Below are 18,499 nucleotides of genomic sequence, written 5' to 3' on the forward strand. Positions count from 1 at the left end.
CCCAGATGACTTCGACAAAACCCTCCATCGTCCTTGCGGGCGGCGGAACCGCCGGCCATATCAGCCCCCTGCTCGCAATTGCCGCCGCCATTCGCAGCGACGCCCCCGATGCCGCCGTCCTTGCCGTCGGAACGCCGGCCGGAATGGAAACCCGCCTGGTTCCCGCTGCCGGCGTGGAGCTTGCCACGATCGACCGCGTGCCTTTTCCGCGGAAGCCGTCCGCGGACCTGCTCCGGCTGCCCGGAAGGCTGGCCGGCGCGGTCCGCCAAGCCGGAGCCATCCTTGACCGGGCGGAGGCTGACGTGCTGGTGGGCGTGGGCGGATACGTCTGCACCCCGATGTACCTGGCGGCGAGGAAGCGTGGCACACCGATCGTGATCCATGAGGCGAATGCCCGCCCCGGGCTGGCCAACCGGGTGGGAGCCTTCCTGGGCGGACGGGTGGCTGTGGCGTTCGACGGCACACCGCTCCGCAACGCCGCACACGTGGGGATGCCCATGCGCAAGGAGATCTCCGGTCTTGACCGGAAGGCCGCCCGTACTGCCGCGCGGGAGGCGCTGGGCCTTGATCCCCAGCAGCCAACCCTGATCGTCACCGGTGGATCATCCGGCGCGCAGAGCATCAACCGGACCGTCGCCGCCGCCGTGGACCTGCTTGCCGGGGCCGGCGTCCAGACCCTGCACATCACCGGCCGCGGCAAAACGGTCCTTGACCAGGCCGGGCAACCCCTCACCGCCAACGGGTACCGGCAGGTGGAGTACATCGACGGAATGGAACTGGCCTATGCCGCCGCGGACCTGCTGCTGGCAAGGTCCGGGGCAGCCACGGTGTCCGAGGTTGCCGCGGTGGGCGTCCCGGCCGTCCTGGTGCCCCTGCCCATCGGTAACGGGGAACAGGCGCTGAACGCAAAGGGCCTGGTAGCGGCGGGCGGCGCACTGCTGGTGGCTGACCGCGACTTCACGGCCGGATGGGTTGAGCGCGAGCTGATTCCGTTGATCACCGATAAAGCACGGCTCGCCGCCATGGAAGCCAAGTCCTACCGGCTCGGCATCCGAAACGCCGACCAGCGCATGGCTGGTCTTGTCCTGGAAGCGGTATCAGCATGAGCCCCCACAACACGCCCGGCCTGGACTCCCTTGGAAAGGTGCACTTCATTGGCATCGGGGGAGTAGGCATGTCCGCCGTGGCCCGCATCATGGTGGCACGCGGCGTCCCCGTCAGCGGCTCCGATGCCAAGGACCTGCCGGTCATGGCAGACCTCGCCGCTGCCGGGGCGCGCATAGCGGTGGGCTACGCACCCGGCAACCTGGGCGACGCGCAGACCGTCGTTGCCGGATCCGCAATCCGCGAAGACAATCCTGAACTGGCGGCAGCGGGGCTGGCGGGGCTGCCGGTGCTGCACCGTTCGCAGGCGCTGGCGGCCACCATGGGCGACGACGTTGTGGTGACCGTGGCCGGAACGCATGGCAAGTCCACCACGACGTCGATGATCACCGTCCTGCTGCGGGCAGCGGGCCTGGATCCCAGCTTCGCCGTGGGAGCCAACATTCCCGCGCTTGGCGTCAACGCTGCCCACGGGGCCTCAGGAATCTTCGTTGCCGAGGCAGACGAGTCCGACGGCTCCTTCCTGAACTACCGGCCCCGCATCGCAGTCGTCACCAACGTGGAGCCTGACCACCTGGACTACTACGGCACCGCTGAAGCCGTGTACCAGTCCTTTGACCGCTTCACGGGGCTGCTGCCCGCGGACGGCCTGCTGGTGGCCTGCGCGGACGATCCCGGCGCCCAGGCCCTCGCTGAGCGGACCAAGGCGCGGGGCAACACGCGGGTGGTCCTGTACGGTACCGGCGAGGCATCGGACATCAGGCTGGACGACGCCGGCCCCGGCCAGGTTGCGGTGGCAACAGGCGGTGCCCGGTACAGCCTGTCGCTGCAGGTTCCCGGCAGGCACAACGCCCTGAACGCCGCCGCAGCCTTCGCCGTTGCCCTTGAACTGGGCGTGGACCCGGCAGCAGCGGCCGAGGGCCTGGCCAGCTTCTCCGGCGCCTCCCGCCGGTTCGAGCTCAAGGGCGAGGAGCGGGGGGTACGGGTGTTTGACGACTATGCCCACCATCCCACTGAAGTCCGTGCGGCCCTGACCGCAGCCCGTTCGGTGGCAGGGGGCAACAAGGTGCATGTCCTGTTCCAGCCGCACCTGTTCTCCCGTACCCGCGAGTTCGCCGCAGAGTTCGCCGACGCCCTTAACCTGGCCGACACCGCCCTGGTCCTGGACATCTACCCCGCCAGGGAAGACCCCATTCCCGGAGTCACCAGCCAGCTCATTGCCGACCACCTCACGGAGGGCGGCCGGTTGGTCAGTGCCGAGGACGCGGTGGAGACGCTCGCCGGAGTGGCAGGGGAGGGGGACGTTGTCCTCACCGTTGGCGCGGGCGACGTCACGGCCTACGGGCCCCGGATTGTGGAGGCGCTGCGTGCCTAGCTCCCGCCGTCCCACCTACGCACCGCCCAGACGGAACACCCGCCCGGATTCCGGCGAGGGTACCAGCGCGCCGGACCAGGCGACAGGAGGGGACATCATCACCGCGTCGCGCAGCATCCCGGACCAGGCGGGGCAGAAACCGGCCCGGAAGCCCGCGAAGGAGCAGAAACCCGCCGGGGCAACGGTCCTGGCGTTCCCCGAACCGAAAGGCCGGCGACGCCGGAAGAAAGTCCTGCTCGCCGTCGGAACCGTGGTTGCGCTGGTGGCCGCCCTGCTGGCCGCGGCAGTCTACTCACCTGTCCTTGCCCTCAAGACAGTCTCAGTCTCCGGCACCCGGCTGCTCACCCCCGAGCAGGTGCAGGCCGCCCTGGAACCCCTACGCGGCAAGCCGCTGCCGCAGATCAGCGACGACGATGTGCGCGGCCTGTTGGGATCCCTGATCCAGGTGAAATCTGTTTCCGTTGAGGCGCGCCCGCCATCCACCCTTGCCGTCGCCGTGCACGAGCGGGTACCCGTGGCCCTGGTCAAGCAGGGGGAGCAGTACCAGTTGGTGGACGTCGATGGTGTGCAGTTAGGCACCACTGATGATCCCGCGGCGGCCTCCCTGCCCGTGATCGACGGCGGCGCCGGGGCGATCGGCCAGGACCTGTTCCGCGCCACCGCGGCGGTCCTGGGTGCACTGCCCGCCGACGTGCTGGCCAAGCTGTCCAATGCCTCAGCGCAGTCCGTGGACGCGGTGGAACTCAAGCTGGTGGACGGCCAGACCATCGTGTGGGGCAACGCCTCGGAGAAGGAACTCAAAGCCAAGGTCCTGGCTGCGCTCCTCAAGGCTCCGGCAGATCCCAAGAACCCGGTCAAGGTCTACGATGTCAGTGTGCCCCGGCACCCCGTGACGCGCTGAGCGCTTTCTTTCCCGGTATTAATCCGACACGCGGACCCGGTTATTGAATGTGTGTTCCAGAGGAAATACCGTCACAGACAAGAGTTACTTGACATAACTCTAACCTTCAAGTGGAGGGTTAGGGTTGAGGGTTTCAAGCTCACCATCAGTTTTCGCAATAAGACACGAACAAGGGACACGTAACGTGGCAGCTCCGCAGAATTACTTGGCCGTCATCAAAGTCGTCGGCATCGGCGGCGGTGGCGTGAACGCAGTCAACCGCATGATCGAGGTCGGCCTCAGGGGTGTTGAGTTCATCGCCATCAACACCGACGCCCAGGCCTTGCTGATGAGCGACGCGGACGTGAAGCTCGACGTCGGACGCGAGCTGACCCGCGGCCTGGGTGCAGGCGCCAACCCCGAGGTGGGCAAGCAGGCCGCCGAGGACCACGCGGACGAAATCGAGGAAGTCCTCCGCGGCGCCGACATGGTCTTCGTCACCGCCGGCGAGGGCGGCGGCACGGGCACCGGCGGCGCGCCGGTCGTTGCCCGCATCGCCCGCTCGCTTGGAGCCCTGACCATCGGTGTGGTCACCCGCCCCTTCACCTTCGAGGGCCGCCGCCGTGCCGGGTCGGCCGAGGCAGGCATCGATGCCCTGCGCGACGAGGTGGACACGCTGATCGTGATCCCCAACGACCGCCTGCTGTCCATCAGCGACCGCAACGTGTCCGTCCTTGACGCGTTCCGCTCCGCTGACCAGGTCCTGCTCTCGGGCGTCCAGGGCATCACGGACCTCATCACCACGCCGGGCCTGATCAACCTCGACTTCGCGGACGTTAAGTCCGTCATGCAGGGCGCCGGCTCAGCCCTTATGGGCATCGGCTCCGCCCGCGGCGAGGACCGCGCCGTCAAGGCAGCCGAACTGGCCATCGCCTCGCCGCTGCTGGAAGCATCCATCGACGGCGCGCACGGCGTGCTGCTGTCCATCCAGGGCGGCTCTGATCTCGGCCTGTTCGAAATCAACGAGGCCGCACGGCTGGTCCAGGAAGTGGCCCACCCCGAAGCCAACATCATCTTCGGTGCCGTTATCGATGACGCCCTTGGCGATGAAGCACGCGTGACCGTGATCGCGGCCGGGTTCGACGACGTCAAGGCCACCTCGCCCTCCATGGACCAGTCCCAGCCGCAGGCCGCCCCGCAGCGGCCCGCTGCCCCTGCGGCCGCTCCGGCCTCGGCGCCGCAAAACGGAAACCACCAGAACAACGGAAACCACCAGCAGAACGTCCAGCCGCTCCACGCCGGCATCGGCGCCGCGGGACTCAGCAACTGGGGCCAGCAGCGTCCCTCGGCCGTCCCCGCGGACTCGGGCTTCGACGTCGACCTGCCTTCCGTGGTGGAGCCGGACCTGACCGGCAACCACCCGGATGACCTGGATGTCCCCGACTTCCTGAAGTAGGCGGCGGCTTGTTCCATTGGCGCGCCGACATCCTGCCCGGGGTGTCGGCCGCATTCACCAATGTGGATGCCGGGAACCTGGCACTGCACGTGGGGGATGATCCCGCTGCGGTCCAGGGCCGCCGCGCGCGCCTGGAGCAGTCCATCGGCGTGGCACCGCAGTCTCTGCGTTTCATGAACCAAGTCCACGGCACCACGGTGGCGCTGATGGACGCGGAGTCGCCGGCCCCTGAAGCCGACGCCATGGTGTCCCTCGGCCTGCCCCTGGCGGTCATGGTGGCGGACTGCATTCCGGTGCTGCTGGCGGGGGAGTCCGGCAACGGCCCGGTCCTTGCGGCCGTCCATGCCGGCCGCCCCGGTGTCGCAAACGGCATCCTGCCGGCCGCGGTGGAGCGCATGGAGTCCCTTGGCGCTGCCCGGATCCGCGCCTGGCTGGGGCCGTCGATCTGCGGGTCCTGCTACGAAGTTCCCGCTGCGCTGCGCGATGACGTGGCCGCCCTGGTTCCCGCAACCCGGAGCACCACGTCCTGGGACACGCCTGCCCTTGACCTTCCAGCCGGGGCGCGGAGCCAGCTGGAAGCCGTTGGGGTGGACGTGGAATACACAGGCGCCTGCACGCTTGAGACGGAAACCCTCTATTCATACCGCCGGGACCGCCATACAGGCCGTTTCGCCGGGCTGGTCTGGTGCCATGACTGAGCTGTCGGCGCCGGGGCAGGGCCAGGGTGAAGACACCCGCACCGCAGAACTTGCCCAGCGGCTTGCCGCGGTACGGTCCCGGATCGCGAAGGCGGCTGACAGCGCGGGCCGCAGCGACCGGCTGCCCGCCCTGATCGTGGTCACCAAGTTCCACCCGGCAGAGGACATCCGGCGGCTTGCAGCCTTGGGGATCAGGGACGTCGGTGAGAACCGCGACCAGGAAGCAGCCGCCAAAGCCCTGGAACTGGCTGACCTTGCCCTCACCTGGCATTTCGTGGGCCAACTGCAGACCAAGAAGGCCAAATCCGTGGCACGCTATGCCTCCGCGGTCCACTCGGTGGACCGGACGCAGCTCGTGGATGCGCTGGCAAAGGCAGTTCGGAACGAGATGGATTCCAGCGGCCGCGCTCCGCTGGACTGCTTTATCCAGGTCAACCTGGAAGATCAAACGGACGACGCCGGCACGCAACGCGGCGGGGCAGCCCCCGCCGATGTGCCGGTCCTGGCAGAGCGGATCGCCGCCGCCGAAGGCCTTAACCTTGCCGGAGTCATGGCGGTTGCCCCGCTGGGAGCGCCGCCGGAGCCGGCGTTCGAAAAGCTTGCCGGGATTTCCGCCCGGCTGGTGGGGGATTACCCCGCTGCGACGGCCATTTCCGCAGGCATGAGCCAGGACCTGGAGGCGGCCATCAAGTTCGGGGCGACACACCTGCGAATCGGTTCCGATATTCTCGGTTCCCGTCCCGCCGTGGGGTAGCGTCGGACCTATTGGAAGTGATGGGCGGGGGACTCCAGTGCTGTCAAATCATTGGGCGGCCCGCTTACGGGACACGATTAGGAGTCGACCATGGCCGGCGCTCTGCGCAAGACAATGATCTATCTTGGGCTCGCCGACGGCGACGAGCATTACGAGCCCGAGCAACAGACCACACGTAAGGATGAGGACGAACCGATGGAAGTTGACCGCGAGGAACGCCGTGCCCCGGCACCGGTCCGCGAAGTCAGCCGCGAGGCGTCCTACGCCCCTGAAGAGGAATACCGCGCCCCTGTGACCCCCATTAAGCGTGCGGCCTCGAGCCGCGAAGAGAACACCGGTCTGCGCCAGATCACTACCATCCACCCGCGCTCCTACAACGATGCCAAGCTCATCGGTGAGAGCTTCCGGGACGGGATTCCGGTAATCATGAATGTCACGGACATGGGTGAGGCCGACGCAAAGCGCCTGGTGGACTTCTCCGCCGGCCTCGTCTTTGGCCTCCGCGGCAGCATCGAGCGGGTGACCAACAAGGTGTTCCTGCTCTCACCGTCATATGTCGAAGTGATCGGTGACGACAAGAAGGCCAGTGATACGCAGGCCAGCTTCTTCAACCAAAGCTGAACATCAGGGCTCGTCAGATGCCAGGCAGGGACACCTGTCTGGCATCTGTGCTGAAATAGACAAGACACCGGCAGCACAACAGCGGCATCCATCATGGACGCGCCGCACGAATATGGAGATATGAAATAAGTCATGGGAATTGTTTTCGGACTTCTCTATCTCGCCCTGCTGCTGTTCTTTGTCGCCCTCATAATCCGCCTGGTGTTCGACTGGGTGCAGATGTTCGCCAGGGAATGGCGTCCGCGGGGCGCGGCCCTGGTGGTGGCCCATGCCGTGTACTCCATCACGGATCCTCCGCTCAAGGGACTCCGGCGGCTCATACCGCCGCTCCGGCTCGGCGGTATTTCCCTGGACCTGGGCTTCCTGATCCTGTTCATCGGAGTCAGCATTGCGATGAGCGTCACCAGGAGCCTGGCCTGAGGCAGCACTTAGACCGGCAATGCAGGTTGTTCCGCTTGCGAGCGGCTACTGTAAAGCGAAGAAACCTCCGGTTTGACACTGCAGTGTTGAATTAGAGTAAGCAGACCAAATTTAGGTACCTTAGTTTTGACGGCCGGAAGGCCTACTGACTAACCAGACCAGTGAGGTGACCAGATGGCTTTGACGCCAGAAGACGTTGTCAACAAGCGCTTTCAGCCCACCAAGTTCCGTGAGGGCTATGACCAGGACGAAGTTGACGACTTCCTGGACGAAATCGTCGTTGAACTCCGCCGCCTGAACCAGGAAAACGACGAGCTCCGCAAGAAGCTCGCCGAGGCCGGTTCCAGCGTGCCGGCAAGCTCCGCTGCCGCACCTGTGGTGGAAAAGGTCCCCGCGCCGGTCAAGGCCGACAAGGATGAGGCCCGCGAGAAGGCGGAAGCGGAAGCCAAGGCCGCCGAAGCCAAGAAGAAGGACGTCGAGCCCGCTGCTCCGGCTGCTGCCGCACCGGCCGCGCCCGCGGCTGTTGCCACTCCCTCCGCCGAATCGGCCGCTGGCCTGCTTGCGATGGCACAGCAGATGCACGACCGCCACGTCGCCGATGGCCAGGCGCAGAAGGACAAGATCATTGCCGAGGCGCAGATCGAAGCCAGCAGCCTCGTCAACGACGCCCAGGAAAAGTCCCGCAAGATCCTCGGCGCACTCGAGCAGCAGCGCTCGGTACTGGAGCGCAAGGTGGAGCAGCTCCGCGGCTTCGAACGCGATTACCGTTCACGCCTGAAGGCCTACATCGAGGGCCAGCTCCGCGACCTGGATGCCCGTGGCTCCGTTGCGACGCCGGAAGTCAGCGAAGCGAACTAAGCCTGGCAGCACGTATTCTGAAAGCCGGTGGCTGGGGATTCCTCGGCCGCCGGCTTTTGGCATTGACGCCCAGTTCCCCGAATTGAAAGCACCATGACTGACGAAATTGCCGCCGACGCGGCACGCCCTGTCCCTCCCCCGCACCGCCCCCGCCGGGCAGTCCTGCTGTCCCTGTTTGCCGGCTTCGCGGTTTTCGCCTACGTCCTGGACCAGCTGACGAAACTCTGGGTGACCTCCTCCATGGTGGAGGGTGAGCGGATCCCCGTGTTGCCACCCCTGCTCCACTGGTATTTCATCCGCAATTCAGGTGCGGCGTTTTCCATTGGCGAGAACGTCACCTGGGTGTTTTCCATCATCATGGCGGGTGTTGCCATCGCCATCCTGTTCCAGGTCCGGAGGCTGGGCTCGGCCTGGTGGTCGCTGGCCTTGGGCCTGCTGCTTGGCGGCGCTTTGGGCAACCTCACGGACCGGCTTTTCCGGGAGCCGTCCTTTGGCATGGGGCACGTGGTGGACTTCATCCAGCTCCCCAACTTCGCCATCTTCAACATCGCCGATTCCGCCGTGGTGTCCGCCGTCGCCATCATCTGCATCCTGACCCTGCGGGGAATCGCCCTCGATGGGACGCGGCTGGGGAGCGGACATAAGGACAAGCCCGGCCATGAGTGAGCGCATCGTCGTCGCCGAAGAGTTTGGCGGCACTCGGGCCGACGCCGGCCTGGCCGGCATCCTGGGCGTGTCCCGTTCCGTTGCGGCATCCCTGTTGGCGGAAGGCCATGTGCTGAACAAAGGCAAGGCGTTGCCAAAGTCGGCGAAACTCGTGGCCGGGGCGGTCCTGGACGTCACCGTCCCGGAACGCCGGGACCCGCTGGAAGTCGTGGAGGAAGCTGTGGAAGGCCTGAACATCCTGCTCGATGATGACGATTTCGTCGTCGTTGACAAGCCCGTCGGCGTGGCAGCCCATCCCTCGCCGGGCTGGGTGGGACCCACCGTGGTGGGCGGGCTCGCCGCTGCCGGCTACCGGATCTCCACCTCCGGCGCCCCGGAGCGGGCCGGCATCGTCCACCGGCTCGACGTCGGGACCTCGGGCGTGATGGTGGTGGCCAAGTCAGAGCGGGCCTACACAGCCCTCAAGCGGGCGTTCAAGGAACGTACCGTGGACAAGGTGTACCACGCGGTGGTGCAGGGCCTGCCGGACCCCCTCACCGGTACCATCGACGCCCCCATCGGCCGCCACCCCGGACACGACTGGCGCTTCGCCGTCATCGAGGACGGCCGGCCCTCGGTGACCCATTACGAGGTCCTGGAGGCATTCGGCAAGGCGAGCCTGGTGGAGGTCCACCTCGAAACCGGGCGGACACACCAGATCCGCGTCCACTTTTCTGCGCTCCGGCACCCCTGCGCCGGCGACCTGACGTATGGTGCTGATCCCCGCCTGGCCGCCAACCTGGGGCTCACGCGGCAGTGGCTGCACGCCCGTGAACTCTCGTTTGACCACCCGGTGACGGGGGAGCGCGTCACCGTCACCAGCGGCTATCCACAGGACCTTGCCTATGCCCTGGAAGTGCTGCAATCCGGCCAGGCCTGACACGGACTGCCTGGCCGGACTGCACGGGGGCAGCGCTTAGAATAGTGCGGTGAGTTCCAGCAATGATTCGTTTGTCCACCTGCACACCCACACCGAATATTCCATGCTGGATGGAGCTGCCCGCCTGGGGGAGCTGTTCGATGAAACCGAGCGGCTGGGCATGCCGGCGCTGGCCACCACCGACCACGGCTACCTGTTTGGAGCGTTCGACTTCTGGCAGAAGGCCAAGGCCAAGGGCATCAAGCCGATCATCGGCGTCGAAGCCTACGTGACTCCCGGGACCGCCCGGACGGACAAGGAACGTGTGCGCTGGGGCGATGAATCCCAGCGCAAGGACGACGTTTCCGGTGGTGGCTCCTACACCCACATGACGCTCCTGAGCTACAACAATGTGGGCATGCGGAACCTCTTCCGCGCCTCATCCATCGCCTCCCTCGACTCGGTCTTCGGTAAGTGGCCGCGGCTGGACCGGGAACTGCTGAACACCTACTCAGAGGGGCTCATTGCCACCACTGGCTGCCCCTCCGGCGAAGTCCAGACCCGGCTCCGGCTGGGCCAGTACCGCGAAGCACTCGAAGCCGCGGCCGAGTTCCGGGACATCTTCGGTGCGGAGAACTACTTCTGCGAGCTGATGGACCACGGGCTGGACATTGAACGGCGGGTTACCGGCGACCTGCTGCGGCTGGCCAAGGACCTGAACCTGCCACTGGTGGCCACGAACGACCTCCACTACACCCACGAGCACGACGCCAAGGCGCACGAGGCCCTGCTGGCCATCCAGTCCGGCTCCACCCTGCTCGAACCCACCTACGACAACGGCGGCTCGCGGTTCGCGTTCTCCGGCAGCGGCTACTACCTCAAGTCCCCGCAGGAGATGCGCGAGCTCTTCCGAGACCACCCGGATGCGTGCGACAACACCCTCCTGATCGCCGAACGCTGCGAAGTCTCCTTCAACACCGACGCCAACTTTATGCCCCGGTTCCCTTGCCCGCCCGGCGAGGACGAAACCTCCTGGCTGGTCAAGGAAGTGGACAAGGGCCTGCAGTACCGCTACCCCGGTGGCGTGCCGGACGCGGTCCGCAAGCAGGCGGACTACGAACTCGGCGTCATCACCTCCATGGGCTTCCCGGGCTACTTCCTGGTGGTTGCAGACTTCATCAACTGGGCCAAGAACAACGGCATCCGCGTAGGTCCCGGGCGTGGCTCGGGTGCAGGTTCCATGGTGGCGTACGCCATGCGCATCACCGACCTGGACCCGCTGCGCCACGGCCTGATCTTCGAACGGTTCCTGAACCCGGACCGCGTCTCCATGCCCGACTTCGACGTCGACTTCGATGACCGGCGCCGTTCCGAGGTCATCGACTACGTCACCCGTAAATACGGTGATGAGCGCGTGGCGATGATTGTCACCTACGGCACCATCAAGACCAAACAGGCCCTCAAGGACTCCTCCCGCGTGCTGGGCTACCCCTTCAGCATGGGCGAGCAGCTCACCAAGGCACTGCCGCCGGCCGTCATGGCCAAGGACATTCCGCTGGCGGACATCCAGAACCCCGAATCCAAGCGCTACAGCGAAGCGGGGGACTTCCGGCAACTGATTGCCACCGACCCCGAGGCTGCCAAAGTCTTCGAGACGGCGTTGGGCATTGAAGGCCTGAAGCGTCAGTGGGGTGTGCACGCCGCGGGCGTCATCATGTCCTCGGACCCCATCATCGACGTCATCCCCATCATGCGCCGCTTCCAGGACGGCCAGGTAATCACCCAGTTCGACTACCCCACGTCCGAGGGCCTGGGCCTGATCAAGATGGACTTCCTGGGCCTGCGGAACCTGACGATCATTTCCGACGCGCTCGAGAACATCAAGATGAACCGCGGCATCGACCTGGACCTGGAAAACCTTGAGCTGGACGACGCCCCGTCCTACGAGCTCCTGGCCCGCGGCGACACCCTGGGCGTGTTCCAGCTCGACGGCGGCCCCATGAGGTCGCTGCTCAAGCTCATGAAGCCTGACAACTTCGAAGACATTTCCGCCGTCCTGGCGCTCTACCGGCCCGGCCCCATGGGCGCCAACGCGCACACCGACTATGCGCTGCGCAAGAACGGCATCCAGGAAGTCATCCCCATCCACCCTGAGCTGGAGGAGCCGCTCAAGGAGATCCTCGGGGGCACCTACGGCCTGATCGTGTACCAGGAGCAGGTCATGGCCGTGGCCCAGAAGCTGGCCGGCTACTCGCTGGGCCAGGCAGATATCCTCCGCCGTGCCATGGGCAAGAAGAAGAAGTCCGAGCTGGACAAGCAGTTTGCCGGATTCTCCCAGGGCATGCAGGACAACGGCTATTCGATGGAAGCCGTCAAGACCCTCTGGGACATCCTGCTGCCGTTCTCCGACTACGCCTTCAACAAGGCCCACTCGGCCGCCTACGGGGTCATTTCGTACTGGACCGCCTACCTCAAGGCCCACTACGCGCCCGAATACATGGCCGCCCTGCTGACCTCGGTGGGCGACGACAAGGACAAGTCGGCGATCTACCTCAACGAATGCCGGCGGATGGGCATCACGGTGCTTCCGCCGGACGTCAACGAGTCTGCCCTGAACTTCACCCCGGTGGGCAACGACATCCGCTTTGGCATGGGTGCCATCCGCAACGTGGGCGTCAACGCAGTCGAAGCCATGGTGAGCACCCGGGAAAGCGAGGGCGCGTTCACCTCCTTCAAGGACTACCTGATGAAGGTTCCGGCCGTGGTCTGCAACAAACGGACCATCGAGTCCCTCATCAAATCGGGTGCCTTTGACTCGCTGGGCCACCAACGCCGCGCCCTGGCGATGATCCATGAAGAAGCGATCGACTCCGTCATCACCCTGAAGCGCAACGAGGCCATTGGCCAGTTCGACCTCTTCGCCGGCTTCGAGGAGGCCGAATCGGAGGCCTCGCTGAGCATCGAAATCCCGGACCTGCCCGAGTGGGAGAAAAAGGACAAGCTCTCCTTCGAGCGGGACATGCTGGGCCTGTACGTGTCGGACCACCCGCTGCAGGGCCTTGAGGGGCTGCTCAGCCAGCACGCCGAAATGAGCATCACCACCATCCTGGGTGAGGACGGGCCGCAGGACGGCGCCATCATCACCATCGCCGGCATGATCACCTCACTGAGCCGGCGCATCGCCAAAGCCAGCGGCAACGCCTACGCGCGGGCCGAGGTGGAGGACCTGGGCGGTTCCATCGAGGTCATGTTCTTCGGCCAGGTCTACGGGCCCATCGCCTCCGTGCTGGCCGAGGACCTGATCGTGGTGGTCAAGGGCCGCCTGCAAAAGCGCGACGACGGCGCCATCACCTTGAACTGCATGGAGCTGTCCGTCCCGGACCTCAGCGAAGGGCTGCACGGGCCCCTGGTGATCACCATGCCCACCCACAAGGCCACCGAAGCCGTGGTCACCGAACTGGGCGATGTGCTGCGCACGCACCGGGGCAACTCGGAGGTCAGGCTGCACCTGCAGGGCGACACCCGCACGGAAATCATGGGGCTTCCCGTCCACCTCCGGGTCAACCCCAGCCCGTCGCTGTTCGGCGACCTGAAGGTCCTGCTGGGCCCGGCCTGCCTGGACGCCTGACAGACCAGGCGCCTGACAAAGACGCGGACGACGGCGGGAAGCACCTCCCGCCGTCGTCCGCGTCTTTTAGTCCGGGCCGGTTTACCCGGGCTAGATTTCGTAGTCGAGCGGCACCGGCTGCCCATAGGCGCCGCCGTGGTACAGGAGGGGCGACCCTTCGCCGCCAACCTGGCCGTCCACCACCTGGACCACCACCACTGCGTTGTTCTCAAAGGAAAGGCGCATCTGCACCTCGCCGATCAGCCACCCGGCGACGTCCTTGAGGATGGGCACCCCGTGCGGACCGGCTTCCCAGTGGTTGCCCTCGAACCGGTTGCCGGGCCGGGCGAAGCGCGCTGCCAGCTCCTGGTTCTCCAGCCCGAGCATGTGCACGCCCAGGTACTGGGTGTTGGCCACCGCGGGCCAGGACCTGGAACTGCGCGCCATGTTGAAGGTGAAGCGCGGCGGCTTGGCCGACAGTGACGCCACGGAGGTGGCGGTGAAACCGTAGGGCTCGTCCTGGTAGTTCACGGTGATGATGGCGACGCCCGCAGCGTGCCGGCGGAACATCTCCCTGAACGTCTGCTCGAACGGCTCGCTGGTGTCGGTCACCGGGACTCCTGTACTAGGGGGCGTAACTCTTCCTCCAAGCGTATTGGGCCGCGGTCACTGCGGGAAAACCGCTGGCGCCGTCAACACCCGGCATGGCGTTCCAGGAAGCTTTGTTAAGGTGTGTTGCATGACAAACTTTGCCCGCCCCGCAAGGCGGCTGCTGCCATGGCCCCTGCTGCTGGTCCCGGCAGCGGCGGGAATTCCGGCCGGTTTCCTGTGGTGGCTCCTGGCGCCGGGCGGGTTGAACCTGATCACGCGCGATCCCGCTTTGGCCTCCGGCAACGCCCCCCTTGTCTGGCTGCCGCGCGACCTTACGCTCGCCGGCATCCTGGTGCTGGCCGGCTGCCTGCTGGCCGTGTTCCTGGCCGACGGCAAACGCCCTGACCCCCAGGCGGCGCTGCTGGCCGGCCTGGTGGGAGCAGCGGCCGGCAGCCTGGTGGCGTGGGGGACTGGCATCCTGGCAGCCCGGCTGTGGGGCCCGGCAGTGGATGCCTCCGCCAACGCGAGCATTACCTTCTCGCTGCGGGCATGGCCGGTGCTGCTGCTGTGGCCTGCCGCCACGGCCGTGTCGGTCTTCGTCCTGGAACTGGTGGGCACGGCGGGCAGGAAGCCCCACGCCGGTGGCCCCGCAACCGGCGGCACCATCAGCCCCGTAAAATAGACGGGTGACCACTTCCCCGGACCTTCCCGCCCCCGTGACAGCCGCCGTCGACTTCCGAACCATCGACCTTCGGGGCCGCCACCTGACCCTCGCTGCCCTGCGTGCCGCTGTTCCCCGCGCCAAGGGCCAGACCGTGGCGGACGCCGAGGACAAGGTCCTGGAGATCATCTCCGCCGTCCGCCGGCGCGGCTTTGCGGCGCTGGCCGAGCTTGCCGAGAGGTTTGACGGCGTGGCGCAGGAGCACCCGCTGGTTCCCAAAGAGGCACTTGCCCAGGCGCTGGACCAGTTGGATCCGGCCGTGCGCGCCGCCCTGGAGGAGTCCATCAGCCGGGCACGCAGATTCGCTGACGGACAGCGCCCGCGGAATGTCGACGTCGAACTGGGCGACGGCGCAGTGGTGAGTCAGAACTGGGTGCCCGTGGCACGGGTGGGGCTGTACGTTCCCGGCGGACTTGCCGTGTACCCGTCGTCAGTGATCATGAACGTTGTGCCCGCCCTGGCGGCAGGCGTGGAATCCATTGCCCTGGCCTCGCCCCCGCAGAAGGAGTTCGGCGGGCTGCCGCACCCCACCATCCTGGCCGCTGCGGCGCTGCTGGGCATCACCGAGGTCTACGCCATCGGCGGGGCCCAGGCTATTGCCGCCTTTGCCTACGGCGTTGAAGCCACGGACGCAGGCCCGGCGCTGGAGCCCGTGGACGTGGTCACCGGGCCCGGCAACATCTTCGTTGCAACGGCAAAGCGCCTGGTCAAGGGGGTCGTTGGCATCGATTCCGAGGCGGGAACCACTGAAATCGCCATCCTCGCCGACGACTCCGCCCAGCCGGCGCTGGTGGCCGCGGACCTCCTCAGCCAGGCCGAGCACGATCCCAAGGCGGCATCGGTCCTCATTACCGATTCCGAGGAGCTGGCCACTGCGGTGCGGGCAGAACTGGCGCTCCAGGCCGCCGCCACCAAGCACTCGGCCAGGGTGCAGGAGGCACTGTCCGGCCCGCAGTCCGGCGTGGTGCTGGTGGACGGCATGGAGCAGGGCATTGCAGCCTGTGACGCGTACGCCGCCGAACACCTGGAAATCATGACCCGGGACGCGGCCGCCGTGGCCGCGCGCATCCGCAATGCCGGCGCCATTTTCGTTGGCGATTACAGCCCTGTCAGCCTGGGCGACTACTGCGCGGGCTCCAACCACGTCCTGCCCACCAGCGGTACCGCAGCCTTCTCGTCCGGGCTGAACGTCACCACTTTCCTGCGCGCCATCCAGGTGATCAACTACAGCCGGGATGCCCTTGCCGAGGTCAGCGGGCACATCGTCAGCCTGTCCCGGGCCGAGGACCTGCCCGCCCACGGTGATGCTGTCACCGCCCGTTTCCCGGGCTTGGGCTGACACCACTACATGTAGTAATTACAGGATTGTTATTACCCCACATCTGCCCGTAAACTGAAAGACGCCACGGCATCGCCCCCCGGCGGTGCTGATGGCCTTCACCGACGTTGCACACCACAAGCGAAAAGGGGGAACGCCATGTACTGCCCGTTCTGCCGCAACCCTGATTCCCGCGTGGTGGACAGCCGGATGACGGACGACGGCTCGGCCATCCGCAGGCGCCGGCAGTGCCCGGAATGCGGCCGCCGGTTCACCACGGTGGAAACCACCAGCTTGTCCGTGATCAAGCGCTCCGGCGTCGGTGAGCCGTTCAGCCGCAGCAAAGTGATCAACGGTGTGCGAAAGGCCTGCCAGGGGCGCCCCGTGAGCGAGGACGACCTCGCCATGCTCGCCCAGGAAGTCGAAGAGCAGATCCGGGCGTCCGGGGCTGCCGAAATCGAGGCCCATGAAGTGGGCCTGGTCATCCTTGGACCGCTGCAGAAACTCGATGAGGTTGCCTACCTCCGCTTTGCCAGCGTGTACCAGGCCTTTGATTCCCTCGAGGACTTCGAGACTGCCATTGCACTGCTCCGCCAGGAGGCCGGCGAAGGCGCCAAGGGCGCGGCCGGTGCCGCAAAGAGCTCGGAGAAGAGCCCCCTCTAAAACTCCGGTGGCGGCAGCGGAGGGGAAGCCGCAGCCGCCACCGGCACCACTCCTACTTGGCCAGCTTGTGCTGGAGCGCGATCTCCAGGGCGGCGCCCACAATGCCTGCCTCGTTCCGCAGGACGGCCGGGACAATCGGGGTGCGGAGCTTGAGGTTGGGCAGGTACTCGTCGGCGCGCTTGGAGATGCCGCCACCCACGATGAACAGTTCCGGTGAGAACAGGAACTCCACATGCGAGAAGTAGCGCTGCAGGAGCACGCTGTACTCGTCCCAGGACAGCCCATCCCGTTCGCGGGCGACGGCGGACGCCTTTGATTCGGCGTCGTGCCCGTCAATTTCAAGGTGACCCAGCTCTGCGTTGGGCACCAGCTTTCCGTCAAAGATGAAGGCTGAACCGATGCCGGTGCCCAGCGTGATCACCAGGACAGTGCCGGCGACGCCTTCGCCGGCCCCGTAGCGGGCCTCTGCCAGGCCGGCGGCGTCGGCGTCGTTGATGACCTCCACCGGGCGGCCCAGCCGGGCGGTGAGGAGGGCGTCGATGTCGGTATCCAGCCAGCTCTTGTCCACGTTGGCAGCGGAGTGGACCACGCCGTGCTGGATGATGCCGGGGAAGGTCACTCCAACGGGGGAGCCGGCCTCCGGGGCCTCGGGGCGCGCCGAGAGTTCGGCCACCACCAAGGCTACGGCCTCGGCAACGGCCTCCGGCGTGGCAGGCTGGGGAGTGGGCACGCGGAAGCGTTCGCCCAGGAGCTTGCCCTTCTTCAGGTCGACAATGCCGCCCTTGATGCCCGTACCACCGATGTCGATGCCGATCAGCGGTGCGTTCTTGTGCGACTTCTCGTCCTTCTTGGCCAATGGGATTCCGTTCTTGACAGGGGCGGGCAGGAAAAGGGGCCGGTATGGGCCCATAACGGGTGTCCGGTCTGCACCGGCAGCCATGCCCGGTGGGCATGGGACAGGCTACGGCAGGGTGAGGATCTCGGCGCCGGTCTCGGTGACCAGCAGGGTGTGCTCGAACTGGGCGGTGCGCTTGCGGTCCCGGGTGACAACGGTCCAGTCGTCACTCCACATGTCCCACTCCACAGTGCCCAGGGTGAGCATCGGTTCGATGGTGAACACCATGCCGGTTTCGATCACCGTGTTGTATGCAGGGGCGGCGTCATAGTGCGGGATGATCAGTCCGGTGTGGAAAGCCTCGCCAACCCCGTGGCCGGTGAAGTCGCGCACCACGCCGTAGCCGAAGCGCTTGGCGTAGGACTGGATGGTCCGGCCGATGACGTTGATTTCCCGCCCCGGCGCCACCGCCTTGATGGCACGGTTCAGCGACTCCTGGGTTCGTTCCACCAGCAGCCGCGATTCCTCGTCCACATCGCCAACCAGGAAGGTGTAGTTGGTGTCGCCGTGGACGCCATTGATGAACGCGGTGATGTCGATATTGAGGATGTCGCCGTCCTGGACCACCGTGCTGTCCGGAATGCCGTGGCAGATGACCTCGTTCAGCGAGGAGCACAGGGACTTTGGGAAACCGCGGTAGCCGAGCGTGGACGGGTACGCGTGGTGGTCCAGCAGGAATTCGTGGCCCACCTTGTCCAGCTCATCCGTGGTGACACCGGGCTGGATGTGCTTGCCCACTTCCACGATGGCCTGCGCTGCGATCTTCCCGGCGATCCGGATCTTTTCGATGGTCTCGGCGGACTTGACCTCAGAGCCGGTGAACTTGGCCGGGGCCGGCTTGCCGACGTACTCAGGACGGGGGATGGACGCCGGTACGGGACGCTGCGGGCTCAGGGTACCCGGGGTAAGGGTGCCAATGGGTGCAGTCGAGGCAAGGGAAGGCATAGATTGATCATATAAGGCACCGCAGAAGG

At 66.3% G+C, this 18,499-nt stretch carries 18 protein-coding genes; 15 read left to right on the forward strand and 3 right to left on the reverse strand.

Features of this window, described 5'->3' with window-relative positions; genetic code table 11:
• Window positions 1–5: 5 nt before the first annotated feature.
• From murG to dnaE, 12 genes are all read left to right on the forward strand, one after another.
• Complete coding sequence (gene murG / locus ACIGJD_RS07720; RefSeq protein WP_483689005.1) at window positions 6–1,106, forward strand: undecaprenyldiphospho-muramoylpentapeptide beta-N-acetylglucosaminyltransferase; 1,101 nt, start codon at window positions 6–8, stop codon at window positions 1,104–1,106.
• Window positions 1,103–2,479 (forward strand): UDP-N-acetylmuramate--L-alanine ligase, encoded by a 1,377-nt coding sequence (gene murC / locus ACIGJD_RS07725; RefSeq protein WP_483689006.1) that lies wholly within the window; start codon window positions 1,103–1,105, stop codon window positions 2,477–2,479. The genes murG and murC overlap by 4 nt, the downstream gene beginning before the upstream one ends.
• Window positions 2,472–3,380: a cell division protein FtsQ/DivIB gene (locus ACIGJD_RS07730; protein WP_483689007.1), complete on the forward strand. Its 909-nt coding sequence runs from the start codon at window positions 2,472–2,474 to the stop codon at window positions 3,378–3,380. Before murC ends, ACIGJD_RS07730 begins: the two co-directional genes overlap by 8 nt.
• A gap of 184 nt (window positions 3,381–3,564) precedes the next feature.
• A complete protein-coding gene (gene ftsZ / locus ACIGJD_RS07735; protein WP_483689008.1) occupies window positions 3,565–4,815 on the forward strand; it encodes a cell division protein FtsZ in 1,251 nt (416 codons plus the stop codon).
• An 8-nt stretch (window positions 4,816–4,823) separates the two neighbouring features.
• Window positions 4,824–5,513 carry a peptidoglycan editing factor PgeF gene (pgeF, locus tag ACIGJD_RS07740; RefSeq protein WP_483689009.1) on the forward strand — a complete coding sequence of 230 codons (690 nt, stop codon included), beginning with the start codon at window positions 4,824–4,826 and terminating at the stop codon, window positions 5,511–5,513.
• Entirely contained in the window at window positions 5,506–6,267 is a 762-nt protein-coding gene (locus ACIGJD_RS07745) for a YggS family pyridoxal phosphate-dependent enzyme (protein WP_483689010.1), read from the forward strand. Before pgeF ends, ACIGJD_RS07745 begins: the two co-directional genes overlap by 8 nt.
• A gap of 90 nt (window positions 6,268–6,357) precedes the next feature.
• A complete protein-coding gene (locus ACIGJD_RS07750; protein WP_141160844.1) occupies window positions 6,358–6,888 on the forward strand; it encodes a cell division protein SepF in 531 nt (176 codons plus the stop codon).
• A 132-nt stretch (window positions 6,889–7,020) separates the two neighbouring features.
• Window positions 7,021–7,308: a YggT family protein gene (locus ACIGJD_RS07755; RefSeq protein ID WP_142134322.1), complete on the forward strand. Its 288-nt coding sequence runs from the start codon at window positions 7,021–7,023 to the stop codon at window positions 7,306–7,308.
• A gap of 174 nt (window positions 7,309–7,482) precedes the next feature.
• Window positions 7,483–8,166, forward strand: coding sequence for a DivIVA domain-containing protein (locus ACIGJD_RS07760; RefSeq protein WP_142134321.1), 684 nt, complete (start codon window positions 7,483–7,485; stop codon window positions 8,164–8,166).
• 93 nt (window positions 8,167–8,259) lie between these two features.
• Complete coding sequence (gene lspA, locus ACIGJD_RS07765) at window positions 8,260–8,832, forward strand: signal peptidase II (RefSeq protein ID WP_483689011.1); 573 nt, start codon at window positions 8,260–8,262, stop codon at window positions 8,830–8,832.
• Complete coding sequence (locus ACIGJD_RS07770) at window positions 8,825–9,751, forward strand: RluA family pseudouridine synthase (protein WP_483689012.1); 927 nt, start codon at window positions 8,825–8,827, stop codon at window positions 9,749–9,751. Before lspA ends, ACIGJD_RS07770 begins: the two co-directional genes overlap by 8 nt.
• 49 nt (window positions 9,752–9,800) lie before the next feature.
• Window positions 9,801–13,358, forward strand: a complete 3,558-nt coding sequence (dnaE, locus tag ACIGJD_RS07775; RefSeq protein ID WP_483689013.1) for a DNA polymerase III subunit alpha — start codon at window positions 9,801–9,803, stop codon at window positions 13,356–13,358.
• Window positions 13,359–13,448: 90 nt separating this feature from the next.
• Here dnaE and ACIGJD_RS07780 read toward each other — a convergent pair whose 3' ends face one another.
• Entirely contained in the window at window positions 13,449–13,949 is a 501-nt protein-coding gene (locus tag ACIGJD_RS07780) for a flavin reductase family protein (RefSeq protein ID WP_483689014.1), read from the reverse strand.
• Window positions 13,950–14,076: 127 nt separating this feature from the next.
• Here ACIGJD_RS07780 and ACIGJD_RS07785 point away from each other — a divergent pair, with 127 nt between their 5' ends.
• The 3 genes from ACIGJD_RS07785 to nrdR all read left to right on the forward strand — a co-directional run bounded on the left by ACIGJD_RS07785 (window position 14,077) and on the right by nrdR (window position 16,630).
• Window positions 14,077–14,610 carry a hypothetical protein gene (locus ACIGJD_RS07785; protein WP_483689015.1) on the forward strand — a complete coding sequence of 178 codons (534 nt, stop codon included), beginning with the start codon at window positions 14,077–14,079 and terminating at the stop codon, window positions 14,608–14,610.
• Window positions 14,611–14,614: 4 nt separating this feature from the next.
• A complete protein-coding gene (hisD, locus tag ACIGJD_RS07790) occupies window positions 14,615–15,988 on the forward strand; it encodes a histidinol dehydrogenase (RefSeq protein WP_483689016.1) in 1,374 nt (457 codons plus the stop codon).
• A 138-nt stretch (window positions 15,989–16,126) separates the two neighbouring features.
• Window positions 16,127–16,630, forward strand: coding sequence for a transcriptional regulator NrdR (gene nrdR, locus ACIGJD_RS07795; protein WP_387566298.1), 504 nt, complete (start codon window positions 16,127–16,129; stop codon window positions 16,628–16,630).
• 52 nt (window positions 16,631–16,682) lie between these two features.
• Here nrdR and ppgK read toward each other — a convergent pair whose 3' ends face one another.
• Window positions 16,683–17,486, reverse strand: coding sequence for a polyphosphate--glucose phosphotransferase (ppgK, locus tag ACIGJD_RS07800; RefSeq protein WP_483689017.1), 804 nt, complete (start codon window positions 17,484–17,486; stop codon window positions 16,683–16,685).
• Window positions 17,487–17,591: 105 nt separating this feature from the next.
• Window positions 17,592–18,470: a type I methionyl aminopeptidase gene (gene map / locus ACIGJD_RS07805; RefSeq protein WP_483689018.1), complete on the reverse strand. Its 879-nt coding sequence runs from the start codon at window positions 18,468–18,470 to the stop codon at window positions 17,592–17,594.
• Window positions 18,471–18,499 lie beyond the last annotated feature (29 nt).

It is taken from the genome of Arthrobacter sp. E1SS-5 (genome assembly GCF_057073715.1).

What these genes read in the sequence shown, in the direction of transcription:
- ACIGJD_RS07755 (WP_142134322.1), top strand. Translation starts at nt 7,021, where the DNA reads ATGGGAATTGTTTTCGGACTTCTCTATCTCGCCCTGCTGCTGTTCTTT.
- murG (WP_483689005.1), top strand. Translation starts at nt 6, where the DNA reads ATGACTTCGACAAAACCCTCCATCGTCCTTGCGGGCGGCGGAACCGCC.
- ACIGJD_RS07760 (WP_142134321.1), top strand. Translation starts at nt 7,483, where the DNA reads ATGGCTTTGACGCCAGAAGACGTTGTCAACAAGCGCTTTCAGCCCACC.
- nrdR (WP_387566298.1), top strand. Translation starts at nt 16,127, where the DNA reads ATGTACTGCCCGTTCTGCCGCAACCCTGATTCCCGCGTGGTGGACAGC.
- ACIGJD_RS07750 (WP_141160844.1), top strand. Translation starts at nt 6,358, where the DNA reads ATGGCCGGCGCTCTGCGCAAGACAATGATCTATCTTGGGCTCGCCGAC.
- map (WP_483689018.1), bottom strand. Translation starts at nt 18,470, where the DNA reads ATGCCTTCCCTTGCCTCGACTGCACCCATTGGCACCCTTACCCCGGGT.
- ACIGJD_RS07770 (WP_483689012.1), top strand. Translation starts at nt 8,825, where the DNA reads ATGAGTGAGCGCATCGTCGTCGCCGAAGAGTTTGGCGGCACTCGGGCC.
- murC (WP_483689006.1), top strand. Translation starts at nt 1,103, where the DNA reads ATGAGCCCCCACAACACGCCCGGCCTGGACTCCCTTGGAAAGGTGCAC.
- lspA (WP_483689011.1), top strand. Translation starts at nt 8,260, where the DNA reads ATGACTGACGAAATTGCCGCCGACGCGGCACGCCCTGTCCCTCCCCCG.
- ACIGJD_RS07785 (WP_483689015.1), top strand. Translation starts at nt 14,077, where the DNA reads ATGACAAACTTTGCCCGCCCCGCAAGGCGGCTGCTGCCATGGCCCCTG.
- ACIGJD_RS07745 (WP_483689010.1), top strand. Translation starts at nt 5,506, where the DNA reads ATGACTGAGCTGTCGGCGCCGGGGCAGGGCCAGGGTGAAGACACCCGC.